The following is a 15,217-nucleotide window of genomic DNA, read 5'->3' on the forward strand; positions in this document are numbered from 1 at the left end:
TGGCTTTGTATCCATAAGCGATCAACGAACTAATATAATTAAGCAAAAGCCTTGATACAACACTTTTACTGGGAAGTTGGGTGTGGATATCAAGGCTTTTTGTTTGGAGTCAGAAATAGGGGTGATTTTTTCTTTACAATGAACGAGTTGTTGGATTGAAGGAAAAATTCAAATTAATACGCTATACCTACTACTTGACACGTACTACGCATAGCGATATAATTTGGATAAATTAGTTGAATGGAGGCGAGGGAATGATGGCGGATGATCATTTAGAAAAAGAACTTCCTTTGACGGAAACGCATTTTTTGGTGATGTTAACGATGGTTCAACCGAATCATGGTTATAACGTGATGCAGGAAGTGGAGGCAATGACACAAGGGCGCATTGTTTTTGGCCCTGGGACACTTTATGGGGCCATTAATAACCTCAGCAAAAAGGGGTGGATTGAAATGGTTGAACAGGATTCGTTCAATCGACGAAAAATTTATCAAACAACACCTATTGGTCGAAAGTTACTTGATCTGGAATTAGATCGAATGAGTCGATTAATTGCAGCCAGTCAAAATTATTTAGAGAAAGGAGAATAATCATGGCAACAAAATTTAAGTTTTTTTTAAATCCAATTGAGGGCCGAGAAAAATATCTCAATGATATGGCTGCTCAAGGTTATCAGCTGGTTAAAAGTGGTAGTATATTGCAAAGATTCCAAAAGAAGGTGGATTCAAAACGACATTATACGGTTCAGTATATTGGACATATGACGGATCGTGAGCGGCATAGCTATTGTAATTTTTTACAGGGAATGGGTTATCAAACCTATTTTGCGCCGCTAAATATTGGGAAGGCCAGTTTTGGAAATATCCGTCTACGTCCTTACAATCAAGGAAGAGCAATGATAGCGACGAATCCGGGAATGATCAATCAGGAAATCCTGATTATTGAAACACCTAGTTCTAAAGAAATTCCCGCCTTCAGTGACAAAGCAGATAAGAAGGCTGATTTGAAACGTCGATTAAGGCCTGCAATTTATCTACTGTTAGTCTCACTATTGATGCTTTTGATTGGAATCTTCCAGCACTTTGATATCTCTCAACCAGGTTGGTCTTGGGCTATTTGGAGCTATCGTCCCTTTGAACATACAGCTTGGCCATGGCTTGGACTAGGAAGTATGTTTTTTGTATACGCGATTTGGTGTATCGCCAAAATCCGTTCTTTAATGAATCACTTGGATTGATGAAAAACCTGCGAAGACATCGATCTGACAGTTTTTGTCTTATTAAACCATGAAGAAAATTAGACCTATTACCCCTCCATGATTAGCGATCTTCTTGAAGTCTTTTGGCTTTTTAAGAAGGTCGTTGTTTGCTTTTTAGGAGAGATTCTTGCTGATTTTTGGTAAAATAAGGCTAAGAACCAATCACGGTGGTTCGACCTATCGGGGGGTGAAAATAGGGATGACTGGATATGAATCCCTTGCTCTGCCCCGACTAGCCAATTAAGAAGAGGAGGTTATGAGATGAAAGGGTTGAAGAAAATCTTTATAAGAACGTTTGTGATCGTGGCGGTTGTCGCTATCGCTATCTTTGCCATGAGAATCTATAATGACTATCGTTATAAAGACTCCAGTGATTCATCGTCGCCGGCGTATTACCAAGATGTCACGGATATCAGCTTGTACCCAAAGGATATTGAAGGTGTCGAATTGGCCTATCTTGATGAAAGAAGCTTGCAAGGCTTTCGAATGACTCCGAGTAAGAAGCTGTACCCAGGTGTAGTGGTCTGTTTTGGTGGGTCTGAGGGAAGTCCTAACTTTGAGACGGCTCAAAGACTAGCCCAGGAAGGTTATGAAACGCTCGCCTTATTTATGTTTGGTAGAGACCATCAGCCAAAGACCTTAGCCCGAATTCCCCTAGAGCAGTTTGAGGTTGTCCTTGATTATCTGAATAAGAATATTACCGATGGTGGTCCCATCAGTGTGATCGGCGCTTCCAAAGGAGCGGAATATGCTCTTAATCTGGCCGATAAATATCCTGAGATCTCTAATCTTATCTTGATGTCTCCTTCGAGCTATAACTTTGCTGGCTTGGATTTTCAAGATTATGGATCTTCTTGGACCTATCAAGGCCAAGAGCTGCCCTATATTGATATCAAAAAAGGATCCTTTACCGCCTTTATTGGCAATATGATCTATCCCTTAGTGGTGAAAAGCCCCGTCAGTTATAAGGAAACTTACACGAGTGCGATTGAAGCAGATGCTACTCATCAAGAGAAAATGATTCCGATGAAGAATATCCAGGCCAATCTCTTGTTGATTGCGGGAGAAGCGGATGAACTATGGGACAGTGCCAAGATGGCTCGTGAAATTAAAGACCAAAAACCGGATGCTCAAATTCATCTCTATAAAGAGGCGGGTCATCTATTTTCCGGTAATGGGATCTTAACAACCCCCTCAATGAGAATCGCAACCGGTGGTTCTACAACCGGTAATCAAAATGCCTATGAGGAATCTGAAAAAGTCATAGATGACTTCTTGCGAATTCACCACGCTCCGTAACACAGTGACCAGCCGTCTGAGAATATAGCCTAACAATAAATTGAAAGTAACAAATTGAAGGGTGGTCTAATGCCACCCTTAGTTTTTTATCTAATAAAAATAAAGGAGAGATACAATGACTAAGGCTAAAGTTTATGCCATGTCCTTTGCTAAGGTCTATCCAATGTTGATTGCCAAAGCAGAGAAAAAAGGACGCAGCCAAGATGAGGTGCTCGAAGTCACCTCCTGGTTAACCGGTTATCGTGCAGACCAGATTCAAGAGATGATGCAGAGTCCCATCAGTTACGGTGATTTCTTCGTGCAAGCTCCTTCCTTGAATCCTAATCGCAATCTGATTAAAGGCGTGGTATGTGGGGTAAGAGTGGAAGATATCCAAGACCCCCTGATGCAAGAAATCCGCTACCTGGACAAATTAGTGGACGAACTGGCTAAAGGCAAGGCCATGGAGAAAATCTTGCGTCAATAAGACAGCTTGGAGTGTTTTAGTAGCTACTCAAGAAGATCGCTATCTTTGAGTTATCAAAGGGGGGGCTGAAGCCGATTTTGCCTTATGATCTGGAATATTAACCCAAGTCAGTAAAGATTTTGATGATGAGCATCACAAATTATCCTTTACAATTTAAAAAGCTTTGTTATAATAGGGGACAATAAATCTTTAAACCAATCCGAGAGATTGAAAAGATAGAGAATAGCGTTTTTAGCCTGCTAAGAAATGATGCAATCTCTATCCAGAGATTTAATTATTTTGATAGGAGGCTTTTTGTTATGGAAAATATTGCTAATAAGGATCGGATTGCGACACTGCCAAGACCTGTGAGTGTCGACCTACCCGCAGGGAATATCCAGGATGAGGAATATGCTTTTTCTAAGGTAAGTGGTAATTATAAGACTTTCTGGCAGATGCTGGTTGTCATGGTGGGTTTTACCTATTTTTCACCGTCCATGATGGCAGGGGGCCAGCTAGGGATTGGACTTAATTTTAGCAATTTTGTTCTGGCGATTTTATTAGGAAACTTGTTTTTAGCTGTCTACACGGGGGTACTCGCCCATATCGGACAAACGACACGGATGAACTTTGACTTATTATCCAAAAAAGCTTTTGGGTCTACCGGTTCAAAATTGCCCTCCCTATTAGTGGGGTTAACTCAGATGGGATGGTTTGGTGTTGGGGTGGCGATGTTTGCGATTCCTGTGGCTAAGCTATATGGCGTCAACAGCTATTTATTGGTTTTAGTCTTAGGTGCCTTAATGACCCTGACTTCGGTTAAAGGCATAAAAGCTTTATCGATATTTGGTTCCGTAGCAGTTCCTTTAATTACCTTACTAGGTATTTATTCCATGTATCGTTCTATTAGTGATGTGGGTGGTTTAGGAAACTTGTTTTCAGAGTCACCAGCACAACCGCTGAGCTTAACGGCAGCTTTAAGTATCGTGATTGGGAATTTTATTAGTGGGGGAACCTCAACTCCTAATTTTACCCGCTTCGCCAAAAGTCGAAAGGTGGCCATCGTCTCAACCGTGATTGCCTTTTTTGTTGGTAATATTCTGATGTTTAGCTTTGGAGCGACTGGGGCAGCAGCTTTTAACATGCCGGACATCTTCGACGTGTTAATCCTCCAGGGATTAACGATTCCGGCGATTTTATCCTTAGGCTTTAACATTTGGTCAACCAATAATAACGCCTTGTATACATCCGGGCTGTCGATTTCTAATGTGACTAAGCTACCCATGAAGTGGGTGACCTTAGTGGCAGGCGGAATTTCGACCTTGTTGGCGATCTACTTATATGACCATTTTGTATCCTACTTAAGTCTTCTAGGTTCTATGATTCCACCGGTTGGGGCAGTGCTTATTATCGATTACTGGATGAATAAGGAGCAATATCAAGAAGTTGAAACAAGTCAGGCGTGGAATTGGCAGGCCATAGTAGCGGTTGTCTTAGGGATAATAACTGGTCTGATCGTGCGTGTGGGTATTATACCGATCAATAGTTTGTTAGTTGCAGGTGTAGTCTATATTGTCTTATCAAAAGTAAAGGGGTAGTGAATCATGTTAATTAAAAATGTCTTTATCGAAAACCAAGAAAAACCGAGTGATATTCGTATTCTCGATGGTGTAATTACAGAGATAGCTGATCAGATTGAAGCGACTGACCAAGAAGAAGTGATCGATGCCACTGGCAAACTTGCTCTACCGCCTTTTATCGAGCCACATGTTCATTTGGATTCGGTATTAACAGCGGGTCAACCTAAATGGAATGAGTCCGGTACCTTATTTGAAGGGATTGAGACTTGGTCTCTACGCAAACAAAGCCTTACTTATGAAGATGTTAAAGATCGGGCTGGCCGAGCTATTCGTAAGCAAGCGGCTAATGGGATTCAATTTGTTCGTACTCACGTGGATACCACTGATCCAAAGTTAACGGCTTTGAGGGCCTTAATTGACTTACGTGAAGAAGTGAAAGATTTTATGGAGATTCAAATTGTCGCCTTCCCACAAGAAGGAATCTTAAGTTTCAAGAATGGCTACGAACTCCTGGAAGAAGCCTTAAAACTAGGGGCTGATGTGGTGGGGGCAATTCCTCATTATGAGTTTACCCGTGAATATAGTGTGACTTCCCTCGAGATGATGATGGAACTGGCTCAAAAATATCAAGTCTTAGTGGATGTTCACTGCGATGAGATTGATGATGAAGCCTCACGCGGCTTAGAAGTCTTAGCCACGCTTGCTTTAGAGACGGGGATGAAAGGCCGGGTAACGGCTTCCCATACCACCGCCATGCATTCTTATAACAATGCCTATGTCGCCAAATTGATGCGTTTATTACGACTTTCAGAGATCAACTTTATTGCCAACCCATTAGTCAATACTCACTTGCAGGGACGTGTTGATAATTATCCAAAACGTCGAGGCATGACACGGGTCAAGGAATTACTCGCCAATGGCAACAATGTGGCATTTGGTCATGATGATTTGTTTGACCCATGGTATCCACTGGGGGATGGCAATATGTTAGAGGTCATTCATATGGGACTTCATATTGGCCACATGATGGGTTACCAAGAAATCATGGATTCCTATCGCTTTGTTACTCATAATGCCGCTCGCTGTCTAAATATTAGTGACCGTTATGGTATTGAAGTTGGAAAACCAGCTAATTTAATCATTATGAACCAAAGCAACTTCTACCATGTCTTGAATGAGCGAAGCGAAGTCCTCTACAATATTCATGAAGGAAAAGTGATTGCTAAGACCCAACCTAAAGTCAAAGAAGTCTTGTTCTAATGGAAAGTTTATAGTCTTTCTTAGTGCTACAAGCGATTTTCTATTGAAGCTTGATTCTTGCTGAAGGATGGAATACTGAATACCAACAGATCGGGTTGATGGTAGGGAGAAATCTCACCACAACCCGATTTGTTTTATGGGATAATCCTTTTATAGCAGGTTATTCTTGACCTGATTTTGGGTGTTCACCGAGCAGAAGGTAAGCTATTATTGAATAGAGAAAGGAAGATTTATTATGAAAGCACTTGATCTAGTCCTAACAGCTTTATTAACCTTATTTATTTTTGAACAATCCATGAAAGCAGTCAAGAAAAGTCAGGATGTTAGCAATAAGTCGATTCGGGCTCTGGTTGGGGTATATATATTGATGTATGCTTCCTTTTATGTTTTTAGCAGTTATGAGTTTACAACCCAATCGCATGTCTTTTTCACATTAATATATCTTATATATCTTTATGCCACTTACCTATATAATAAAAATTCCGGTTTTGATCGTAGCGAGATCCTTCTAATGCGGGTGATTTTTGTGAATGTCCTACCGACCATCGTTGTTTATCTATTCGCAAAAATCTTCCATTTGACTTAAAAGGTAAGTCTAGGATGGTTGACTCTTATCATATAATTAAAAAGTCCTCATTGAGATTTCAATGGGGACTTTTTTTTCGGATAGGTGGAGGACAATTGACCAAGATTTTGTTCGTTTTTTTATTTGTCCAATCTAAGAGTTCTTTGACAAGCTGTCGAATGAGTGGGGAAAAATATACCTTATTATTATTAAACCCTCCTAACCGAACCGGTAAATAGAGCGATTCTTTAAGGATAACATTTAACAGAGCTTTATTCGAGCTTTTTATTCATTTATTGGATAAATTGTTGGGAATGTTCGTGAAAAGACCAAAAATAAGCGAAAATCCGAACGTTTGAAATTATTATCTAACAAAAATTAATAAAACGGTGGAGAGGCTTGCTTCTTGCAGGTAGAGTTGGGGTGTACTAATTAAAGAAAGGATATTGTGTATGACGAGACGCTTTTCTATTTCTACTCAAAATTCTCAGATCAGTGTTACCAACGATCAGAATCACGTCGGTGGTATGGTTGGGGTCTGGAATGTTCAAAATGCGAGTCAAATCATTCATACCATGCTCTACGCCTTACAACATCGAGGTCAAGATAGTTGTGGGATTACAACGGTTAATCTGCATGAATTATTGGGATATCGAGGAGTCGGCCTATTGAATGAGGTCTTTGATGATCGGGATAAAGTTGAGTGTCTCCTGGGAGATTCGGGTATGGGTTGTGTGTCCTCAATGGATCCTGTTGAGCTTAGAACGCTTCGTGGGTTACAGCCCTTGATCTTTCAACATGAGGATCAAAACATCAGCTTAATTCATAGCGGTAACATTACCAATGCCAAAAGTTTAAGACAGGGCCTTGAAAGACAAGGGGCAGTCTTTCATTCCAATTCAGATGGGGAGTTATTATTTCATTTGATGCGACATAGTGGGCAAGCGTCGATAGAAGGTCAGTTTAAGGCTGCTTTAAAGCAGTTTACCGGGGCCTTTAACGTGATCCTTATGACCAATGAGCAGTTATTTGCGGCGGTGGATCAACACAGTATTCATCCCTTGGTAGTAGGAAAGCTAGCTGAAGCAGGCTATCTGATTGCCAGTGAGACCTGTGCTTTAGATGTGATTGGGGCAGACTTCCAAGCGGATACCTTACCAGGCCATTATTGGATTATTGACCGAGAGGGAGCACGGCAAGTTGCCTATCAAGCCAGCGACTCACTGGCGATCGAATCCTTTGAATTTATCTATTATTCTCGGCCAGATTCCCAGATTCATGGCGTTAATGTCCATCGTGCTCGCAAAAATATGGGAATTCGATTAGCCCATGAATGTCCGGCACCTAAGGATTCAATTGTAGTAGGAATTCCTAATTCTTCCTTGTCTGCCGCAATGGGCTACGCTGAAGCGAGTGGCTTACCCTATGAGATGGGCTTAATCAAGAATCAATATATTGGTCGCACCTTTATTGCCCCTACTCAAGATGAACGTGAAAGCAAGGTCAGGACGAAGCTTTCAGCCGTTAAGGGGATTGTTCAAGATCAATCGGTAGTCCTTATCGATGATTCCCTTGTTCGTGGGACGACCATGACTTATATCGTTAAGTTGCTTAAGGAAGCGGGTGCGCGTGAAGTGCATGTGCGGATTGCTTGTCCACCGATTCTATTTCCCAATTATTATGGGGTCAATACCAATGATAATAAGGAGTTGATGGCAGCTAACTACTCAATTGAAGCCATGCGACAACTCTTAGCCTGCGACAGCTTGAATTTTTTATCGTTAGAGGGTTTGGTGGAAAGTATTGGACTCGATCAAGAAGGGCAAGGAACGGGATTAAACCTCAATTCCTTTAACGGGGGCTATCCAACGCCTTTAAGTGATTATCAAGCTGCTTTTGAAGCAGCACTAACCGACAGACAAATACAGTATTTTAAGGAAAGGAATGAAGGACATGGATGTCAACAATAAAGCTTATCAAGCAGCAGGGGTCGATGTGGAACGGGGTTATGAATCGGTTCGACGGATTAGGTCGCATATTGCTCGAACGCATCGATCGGGAGTGATGGGAGGCTTAGGCGGATTTGGCGGTCTTTTTAAACCCGATTTTGCTCAGTACAAGAATCCTGTATTGGTGAGTGGTACGGATGGTGTCGGAACAAAAATTATTTTGGCCCAACAAGCAGAAAAACGGGATACGATTGGCATTGATTGTGTCGCCATGTGTGTCAATGATGTGTTGGCACTTGGCGCAGAGCCTCTCTTTTTCTTAGATTATTTGGCAATGGGCTACAATGATCCTCAAGTCAGTGAAGAGCTTGTAGCCGGAATTGCTGAAGGCTGTGTTCAAGCGGGAGCAGCTCTGATTGGTGGTGAAACAGCTGAAATGCCTGACCTTTATAGTAAAGAGGAATTTGATTTAGCAGGATTTTGTGTGGGTGTGGTGGAAGAAGACCAAATGATTGATGGCAGTCAAATAAAAGAAGGGGACATTCTAGTGGGTATTCCTAGTAGTGGGATTCATTCCAATGGCTACTCATTAGTACGTAAGATCTTCTTTAAGGATCATCATTATGCTTTTGATCATCAATTATCAGATGGCAGTGCTCTGATTGATTGCCTGTTGGAACCGACGCGTATCTATGTTAAAGAGGTCCTCCCTTTTGTTAAAAAGAACTTAGTAAAAGGCATGGCCCATATCACAGGGGGCGGATTCTATGAGAATTTACCTCGGATTTCAGAAGCGGACTTGGGCTTTGAAGTGGACTATGCTAAGTTTCCAACTTTCCCGATTTTCCAAGAAATGCAGGACTTAGCCAAGCTATCCACCCCTCAAATGCTGGCCGTATTCAATATGGGAATTGGCATGGTCTTAGCGGTCGACCCAGATAAGGCGGATCAAGTTGTCCAACAGATCGAAGATGCCCGTATTATTGGCCGGGTAACGGCACCGACAGCGGATAAGATTGTATGGCGAGGTATCCATGAATAATTCAAAATGCCATCTCATGTTAATGGCTTCCGGGACAGGAAGTAATGTTCAAGCCTTGATTGATGCTGTTAATCACGGTCAAATCCAAGCCGAGATTGTGGGCGTGATTAGTGACCAGCCCCAAGCGGCCGTTATTCAAAAAGCTCAAGCAGCTGGCATTGAGTCCTTTATCAGCCAGCCAAAGGACTATATCTCGCGCAAGGACTGGGAACAATCGATCCTAGATTTTTGTCAAGCACGCTCGAGTGATCTCATTCTATTAGCGGGTTTTATGCGAATCTTAAGTGCAGACTTTCTTCAGCATTATCCTCAACAAGTCATTAATATCCATCCCAGCTTGTTGCCAGCCTTTCCTGGTAGGCAGGGGATCAAGGATGCCTACGACTATGGGGTGAAGATAACGGGAGTAACGATTCATTATGTGGATGACGGTATAGATACGGGGCCCATTATCGCTCAAGAAAGTCTTAAGATTGATCCGAATTGGGATCTGGCACAATTGGAGTCTCATATTCATCAGATCGAACATCAGCTGTATCCAGCAACTATTGAGAAATTAATCCAAGAAAAACTTATCTAGGAAGGAGTCGATAACGTGGCAAAAGAATATGCCTTAATCAGTGTTTCAGATAAAAGAAAAGTGGAAGAAATCGCTCAAGCCTTGGTCGATCAAGGCGTTCAAATCATTTCAACGGGAGGGACCTATGACTACTTAAAGAAAAATCATATTCCAGTCATTTCGATTGAAGCGATTACTGATTTTCCTGAAGTTATGGATGGACGGGTCAAGACCTTGCACCCCTTAATCTTTGGGGGAATCTTGGGTATGCGTCAAAATCCAGCTCACCAAGCGGTCTTTGATCAGTTTGACATGCCGGTCATTAATTATGTTGTCGTCAATCTCTATCCCTTTCAACAAACGATTCAAAAGGCTGACACACAGCTTAAGGAAGCCATCGAACAAATCGATATTGGTGGGCCTTCACTGTTGCGGGCTGCTGCTAAGAACCATCAGGATGTGACCGTTGTCACAGATGTGTCTGATTATTCAGTTGTCATTGAGCAATTAAAGGCACAACAACATACGGATCTCGACTTAAGAAGAGAGCTGGCCAAGAAGGTCTTTCAATATACAGCCCATTATGATGCGACCATTGCGGCATACTTGGACAAAGAATTTAATGAGGGAGAACCGCTCACTCAAGCTTGGGACCACTTAACTTTAAGCTATGATCAAGGACAGGCTCTTCGTTATGGGGAGAACAGTCATCAATCGGCGACCTTTTATCGGTCTAGTCAGGCACCCGATTATTCCCTAGCCAAGGCGGAACAATTACATGGAGCAGCGCTCTCCTACAATAATATTCGAGATGCCGATGCCGGGTTGAAAATTCTGGCTGAATTTAAGGAAGCCTGTGCGGTGGCTGTAAAGCATATGAACCCTTGTGGTGTGGCGATCGGCCAAACGATTGAAGAAGCCTTTGACCGGTGTTATCAAGCAGATTCGGTCTCTATTTTTGGGGGCATTTTATTATTGAATCGACCAGTCACTCAAACCTTGGCCGAACGACTAGCAGATCTATTTTTAGATATTATTATTGCGCCTGCTTATGATTTAGAGGCGTTAAGTTTGTTAAATAAAAAGAAAAATCGTCGCTTATTACAAATTAAGATGGATCAAGTGCAACCGCAAGAAGATGAATATACCTCGGTGGTGGGTGGTTTACTCGTTCAAAGCCCGGATATGAGTCAAGAATTGCCGCTTGAGGCACCTGAACAGCTGCCTCCGGGTTGGGAAATGATGACCGATATCCAAGCCTCACCAGACCAGCTTCGAGCTTTAAATTTTGCCATGAAGGTTGTCAAGCATGTCAAGAGTAATGCCATTGTGGTAACGAATGATTATATGACCTTAGGGATCGGAGCCGGTCAGATGAATCGTGTTCAATCCGCTCAGATTGCACTAAACCAAGCCCAAGATCATCCGGAAGAATTGCGTCATCTATTCGTTCTAGCCAGTGATGCCTTCCTGCCCATGGATGACACTGTCCGTGTGGCTCATCAATTCGGGGTTCAAGCGATTGTGCAGCCTGGCGGTTCAATTCGCGATCAGGACTCGGTCGATTATTGTAATAAATATCAACTTCCAATGGTTAAGACAGGGATTCGTCACTTTAGACATTAATGAAAGAGGAGGGATTCAATGGCAAATGTACTAGTCATCGGTTCTGGTGGACGTGAGCATGCGTTAGCTTATCAATTTGCTTTAAGTCAGCAGGTTAACAAAGTCTTTGTGGCACCTGGGAATCCAGGAATGCCACTCAGTCATCCCAAAATTCACTGTGTTGATATTCCTGTGAATGAGATAGCGTCTTTATGTCAATTTGCCCAAGAAGAGGCGGTCGACTTAAGTTTTGTGGGGCCAGAAGCAGCCCTTGCGGCTGGGGTGGTTGATTTGTTCAGGGCGGAGGGGTTACAGATTGTGGGGCCTAGCCGCCAAGCCAGTCAATTGGAGACTTCTAAAGAGTTTGCTAAAAAAATTATGGAGGCAGCAGGCATTCCAACGGCTAAGTATCAAGTCTTTGAACAAGACCAGTTGGATCGGGCGATCAGCTATGCAAAGAAGCTAGACTATCCGATTGTGATCAAAGAAGACGGCTTAGCTGCTGGCAAGGGTGTTCAGATTGTGTCGGACTTTCAGACCGCCCAAGAAGTGATTCCTAGCTCACTGGCTAAAGGGAAAATTTTGCTGGAAGAATTCCTAGAAGGGAATGAGTTTTCTTATTTCGCCTTAGTCAATCATCAACAGGTCATTCCATTAACTAGTGCTTGTGATTATAAGCGAGACCAAGATGAGGACCAAGGGGTTAATACAGGGGGTATGGGTGCTTTCTCCCCAGTCAATTGGGTAGATTCAAAGATGGAGACCGTCATTCTTGAAGACATTGTTGCTCCTTTAGCTGAAGAGATGTGTCGCCAAGGAATCCCCTATACGGGCGTTTTATATGTCGGAGGAATGGTCACTCGCGAAGGCATTAAAGTGATTGAATTTAATGCTCGATTTGGTGATCCAGAAACGCAGGTGATTCTTCCACGTATTCAGACTGATTTTTATGATCTTTGTATGGCCCATCTCCATCAAGAGCCTATTGAGGTTGAATTTGACGCCAGAATGTCATTAGGAGTGGTCATCGCTTCCCAGAACTACCCTTATGAATCAGCTAAAGGACTGGATGTCAGTGATTTTAAGTCAAGTGATTTGATACAAGTTTATTATGCAGGAGTTAGTCAAGAAGGAGAACGCCTATTGAGTGATGGTGGACGGATTCTATTGGTTCAAAGTATGGCAGAAAATAGCGAACTTTTACGACAACGAATCTATGACTATATTGACCAACGATCGAATCCTCAATTGAAATACCGTAAGGACATTGGATTAAATCGTGAAAGAAGGGAGTACTAAAGAATGAAAGATAAAGCACTTGTCTCTGTTGTAATGGGAAGTGATTCAGATTGGGAACAAATGAAATCCTGTTGTCAGCTCTTAGATCAATTAGGAATTCCCTATGATAAAGCGGTCGTCTCTGCTCATCGGATGCCGGATGAGATGATACAGCATGCTAAAACGGCTCAACAAAAAGGCTATCAAGTTATTATCGCAGGTGCCGGTGGAGCCGCCCATCTTCCGGGGATGCTTGCTTCACAGACCCTTTTACCCGTAATTGGTGTGCCGATTAAGACCTCCACGTTAAATGGCATGGATTCCTTGTTGTCCATTGTACAAATGCCTGCAGGGGTTCCTGTGGCCACCATGGCAATTGGCGTGGCTGGAAGTAAGAATGCTGCCTTGACAGCTGCTCGAATAGTGGGGTTACAGGAGAAGGCGATTTTAGAAAATCTAACCGCTTATATGGAAGAGCAACATCAAAAGGCCCTAAAAGGAAGTGACCGACTTGAATAATCGCGTCATCTTACCCGGTCAGACAATAGGAATTATCGGAGGCGGTCAATTGGGCAAGATGATGGCCCAATCCGCTCAAAAGATGGGCTACCGTGTTCATGTTTATGATCCAAGTGAAGCAGCCTGTGCTTTTAATGTGGCTCATCAGTCGATGGTCGGCTCCTTTTCTGATCGTGATCAACTAGTGCGTTTTGCACAATCGGTCGATGTGTTAACTTATGAATTTGAAAATGTTAATAGTCAGCTTTTGCAAGAATTGGACCAGCAAAGCTATTTTCCTCAGGGAAGTCAATTTTTAAGCATTACACAAAATCGGTTGAAAGAAAAAGACTGGCTAAATGATTGCCAGATTACAACCGTTGGATATCGGTCTGTTAAAAGTATAGCGGATATCGAAAAAGCTATCGATCAACTGGGTTGCCCTTTGGTCATCAAGACCAATCGGTTTGGCTACGATGGTAAGGGGCAGATTGTTCTAAAAGATGCGTCTAGTCTAAGGGACAATCAGGCGGACTTGCAATCTCTCTTGGAAGATCAAACATGCATTGCCGAGGCTTATTGCGACTTTGATTATGAAGCATCCATCATGATTAGTCGCAACCCTAAAGGACAGATTGAAGCTTTTCCAGTTAGTATCAATCAACATCGACATGGTATTTTATATGCGAGTTTAGTGACTAATCAAGTGCCCGCATTGGTTGAGGATAAAATTAAGGGATTTGCTCAACGGATCGCAGAACAAGCACAGCTGGTAGGGGTCTTGGGGATTGAATTCTTTGTGACTAAGGATCAGGAAGTCTTGGTGAATGAACTGGCACCCCGGCCGCATAATTCGGGTCATTATAGTATTGAGTCTTGTAATGTTTCACAATATGATCAACATATCTTAGCCATTACAGGACGGGACTTGATACCGGTTCGCTTATTACAGCCAAGCTTAATGATTAATATTCTAGGCCAGCACATGGAAGACTTATCCAAGGCGATGGCAGCCTTCCCGCAGGCGATCTTTCACTTATATGGTAAGTCGCCAGCTAAGGTTCAACGTAAGATGGGCCACTTCACATTGGGGGCAAAAAGCAGTCAGGAGCTATTTCAATTGATTCAGACAAGTCATTTTTTAGCCGATTGGAAAGAAAAAATATAGAAGGAGCAAGCAATGAAACGAATCTATCAGGGCAAAACAAAAGATGTATATGAGCTTGATGCATCCACCTACCGTCTCCAGTTCAAAGATGACGTCACTGGTCGAGATGGGGTCTTTGATCCGGGAGCGAATGAAGTGGGACTCACTATGGATGGAATAGGTCGTAAAAACTTGGAAATGTCGGTATTCTTTTTCGAAAAATTGAAGGCAATGCAGCTTCCAACGCATTATTTGACCGCTGATTTAAGCAAAAACACAATGGATGTTACACCGGTAAAAGCTTTTGGGGATGGCTTAGAAGTGATCACGCGTTATCGGGCGGTAGGGTCTTTCTATCGACGTTACGGCAAGTACATAGAGGAAGGGGCTCCTCTTGACCAATTGATTGAAATTACCCTGAAGGATGACCAGCGTCAAGATCCTTTGATCAATGAACAAGCCTTAATCGCCTTAAAGCTATTAACTCAAGCACAGTATGATGAGATCATCGCCTTGAATCGCCAAATTGCCGATGTAATCCGTAAGGAATTATTAGACCATGACTTGGAACTTTATGATCTGAAGTTAGAGTTCGGCTTGGATAGCCAAGGGAAGATTTTACTAATTGACGAGATTTCTGGAGGGAATATGCGGGTCTATCGCTCAGTCACTTCAGAATATGTGGAACCGATGGAATTGGTTGAATTAATCACACAATAAGGGGGAGCTTAT

General features: G+C 42.5%; 15 protein-coding genes. All 15 read left to right on the plus strand.

What is annotated here, in order from left to right; all coding sequences use genetic code 11:
- Nucleotides 1-254: 254 nt before the first annotated feature.
- The 15 genes from HMPREF9706_RS08035 to HMPREF9706_RS08110 all read left to right on the plus strand — a co-directional run bounded on the left by HMPREF9706_RS08035 (nucleotide 255) and on the right by HMPREF9706_RS08110 (nucleotide 15,205).
- Nucleotides 255-590: a PadR family transcriptional regulator gene (locus HMPREF9706_RS08035; protein ID WP_006908875.1), complete on the plus strand. Its 336-nt coding sequence runs from the start codon at nucleotides 255-257 to the stop codon at nucleotides 588-590.
- A 2-nt stretch (nucleotides 591-592) separates the two neighbouring features.
- Nucleotides 593-1,237: a DUF2812 domain-containing protein gene (locus HMPREF9706_RS08040; RefSeq protein WP_006908876.1), complete on the plus strand. Its 645-nt coding sequence runs from the start codon at nucleotides 593-595 to the stop codon at nucleotides 1,235-1,237.
- 282 nt (nucleotides 1,238-1,519) lie between these two features.
- The gene (locus HMPREF9706_RS08045; protein WP_006908877.1) at nucleotides 1,520-2,557 is read left to right on the plus strand and encodes a dienelactone hydrolase family protein; all 1,038 of its coding nucleotides are present in this window, start codon (nucleotides 1,520-1,522) and stop codon (nucleotides 2,555-2,557) included.
- A 115-nt stretch (nucleotides 2,558-2,672) separates the two neighbouring features.
- The gene (locus HMPREF9706_RS08050) at nucleotides 2,673-3,023 is read left to right on the plus strand and encodes a DUF2200 domain-containing protein (protein WP_006908878.1); all 351 of its coding nucleotides are present in this window, start codon (nucleotides 2,673-2,675) and stop codon (nucleotides 3,021-3,023) included.
- A 299-nt stretch (nucleotides 3,024-3,322) separates the two neighbouring features.
- Complete coding sequence (gene codB, locus HMPREF9706_RS08055; RefSeq protein ID WP_006908879.1) at nucleotides 3,323-4,600, plus strand: cytosine permease; 1,278 nt, start codon at nucleotides 3,323-3,325, stop codon at nucleotides 4,598-4,600.
- 6 nt (nucleotides 4,601-4,606) lie between these two features.
- A complete protein-coding gene (gene codA, locus HMPREF9706_RS08060; RefSeq protein WP_006908880.1) occupies nucleotides 4,607-5,842 on the plus strand; it encodes a cytosine deaminase in 1,236 nt (411 codons plus the stop codon).
- A 235-nt stretch (nucleotides 5,843-6,077) separates the two neighbouring features.
- The gene (locus HMPREF9706_RS08065; RefSeq protein WP_006908881.1) at nucleotides 6,078-6,428 is read left to right on the plus strand and encodes a hypothetical protein; all 351 of its coding nucleotides are present in this window, start codon (nucleotides 6,078-6,080) and stop codon (nucleotides 6,426-6,428) included.
- 431 nt (nucleotides 6,429-6,859) lie between these two features.
- Nucleotides 6,860-8,377: an amidophosphoribosyltransferase gene (gene purF / locus HMPREF9706_RS08075; RefSeq protein ID WP_006908882.1), complete on the plus strand. Its 1,518-nt coding sequence runs from the start codon at nucleotides 6,860-6,862 to the stop codon at nucleotides 8,375-8,377.
- Entirely contained in the window at nucleotides 8,361-9,398 is a 1,038-nt protein-coding gene (gene purM / locus HMPREF9706_RS08080; protein WP_006908883.1) for a phosphoribosylformylglycinamidine cyclo-ligase, read from the plus strand. Before purF ends, purM begins: the two co-directional genes overlap by 17 nt.
- Entirely contained in the window at nucleotides 9,391-9,978 is a 588-nt protein-coding gene (purN, locus tag HMPREF9706_RS08085) for a phosphoribosylglycinamide formyltransferase (RefSeq protein WP_006908884.1), read from the plus strand. The genes purM and purN overlap by 8 nt, the downstream gene beginning before the upstream one ends.
- Nucleotides 9,979-9,993: 15 nt before the next feature.
- Complete coding sequence (purH, locus tag HMPREF9706_RS08090) at nucleotides 9,994-11,583, plus strand: bifunctional phosphoribosylaminoimidazolecarboxamide formyltransferase/IMP cyclohydrolase (RefSeq protein WP_006908885.1); 1,590 nt, start codon at nucleotides 9,994-9,996, stop codon at nucleotides 11,581-11,583.
- An 18-nt stretch (nucleotides 11,584-11,601) separates the two neighbouring features.
- Entirely contained in the window at nucleotides 11,602-12,861 is a 1,260-nt protein-coding gene (gene purD / locus HMPREF9706_RS08095; protein ID WP_006908886.1) for a phosphoribosylamine--glycine ligase, read from the plus strand.
- Nucleotides 12,862-12,864: 3 nt separating this feature from the next.
- Nucleotides 12,865-13,359, plus strand: coding sequence for a 5-(carboxyamino)imidazole ribonucleotide mutase (purE, locus tag HMPREF9706_RS08100; RefSeq protein ID WP_006908887.1), 495 nt, complete (start codon nucleotides 12,865-12,867; stop codon nucleotides 13,357-13,359).
- Nucleotides 13,343-14,506: a 5-(carboxyamino)imidazole ribonucleotide synthase gene (purK, locus tag HMPREF9706_RS08105; RefSeq protein ID WP_231285872.1), complete on the plus strand. Its 1,164-nt coding sequence runs from the start codon at nucleotides 13,343-13,345 to the stop codon at nucleotides 14,504-14,506. Before purE ends, purK begins: the two co-directional genes overlap by 17 nt.
- A 12-nt stretch (nucleotides 14,507-14,518) precedes the next feature.
- Nucleotides 14,519-15,205: a phosphoribosylaminoimidazolesuccinocarboxamide synthase gene (locus tag HMPREF9706_RS08110; RefSeq protein WP_006908889.1), complete on the plus strand. Its 687-nt coding sequence runs from the start codon at nucleotides 14,519-14,521 to the stop codon at nucleotides 15,203-15,205.
- Nucleotides 15,206-15,217: the final 12 nt, after the last annotated feature.

It is taken from the genome of Facklamia hominis CCUG 36813 (assembly GCF_000301035.1).
Lineage (GTDB): Bacteria > Bacillota > Bacilli > Lactobacillales > Aerococcaceae > Facklamia > Facklamia hominis.

What these genes read in the sequence shown, in the direction of transcription:
- purF (WP_006908882.1), top strand. Translation starts at nt 6,860, where the DNA reads ATGACGAGACGCTTTTCTATTTCTACTCAAAATTCTCAGATCAGTGTT.
- HMPREF9706_RS08035 (WP_006908875.1), top strand. Translation starts at nt 255, where the DNA reads ATGATGGCGGATGATCATTTAGAAAAAGAACTTCCTTTGACGGAAACG.
- HMPREF9706_RS08065 (WP_006908881.1), top strand. Translation starts at nt 6,078, where the DNA reads ATGAAAGCACTTGATCTAGTCCTAACAGCTTTATTAACCTTATTTATT.
- purD (WP_006908886.1), top strand. Translation starts at nt 11,602, where the DNA reads ATGGCAAATGTACTAGTCATCGGTTCTGGTGGACGTGAGCATGCGTTA.
- HMPREF9706_RS08040 (WP_006908876.1), top strand. Translation starts at nt 593, where the DNA reads ATGGCAACAAAATTTAAGTTTTTTTTAAATCCAATTGAGGGCCGAGAA.
- purE (WP_006908887.1), top strand. Translation starts at nt 12,865, where the DNA reads ATGAAAGATAAAGCACTTGTCTCTGTTGTAATGGGAAGTGATTCAGAT.
- codB (WP_006908879.1), top strand. Translation starts at nt 3,323, where the DNA reads ATGGAAAATATTGCTAATAAGGATCGGATTGCGACACTGCCAAGACCT.
- HMPREF9706_RS08110 (WP_006908889.1), top strand. Translation starts at nt 14,519, where the DNA reads ATGAAACGAATCTATCAGGGCAAAACAAAAGATGTATATGAGCTTGAT.
- HMPREF9706_RS08045 (WP_006908877.1), top strand. Translation starts at nt 1,520, where the DNA reads ATGAAAGGGTTGAAGAAAATCTTTATAAGAACGTTTGTGATCGTGGCG.
- purM (WP_006908883.1), top strand. Translation starts at nt 8,361, where the DNA reads ATGGATGTCAACAATAAAGCTTATCAAGCAGCAGGGGTCGATGTGGAA.
- HMPREF9706_RS08050 (WP_006908878.1), top strand. Translation starts at nt 2,673, where the DNA reads ATGACTAAGGCTAAAGTTTATGCCATGTCCTTTGCTAAGGTCTATCCA.
- purN (WP_006908884.1), top strand. Translation starts at nt 9,391, where the DNA reads ATGAATAATTCAAAATGCCATCTCATGTTAATGGCTTCCGGGACAGGA.
- codA (WP_006908880.1), top strand. Translation starts at nt 4,607, where the DNA reads ATGTTAATTAAAAATGTCTTTATCGAAAACCAAGAAAAACCGAGTGAT.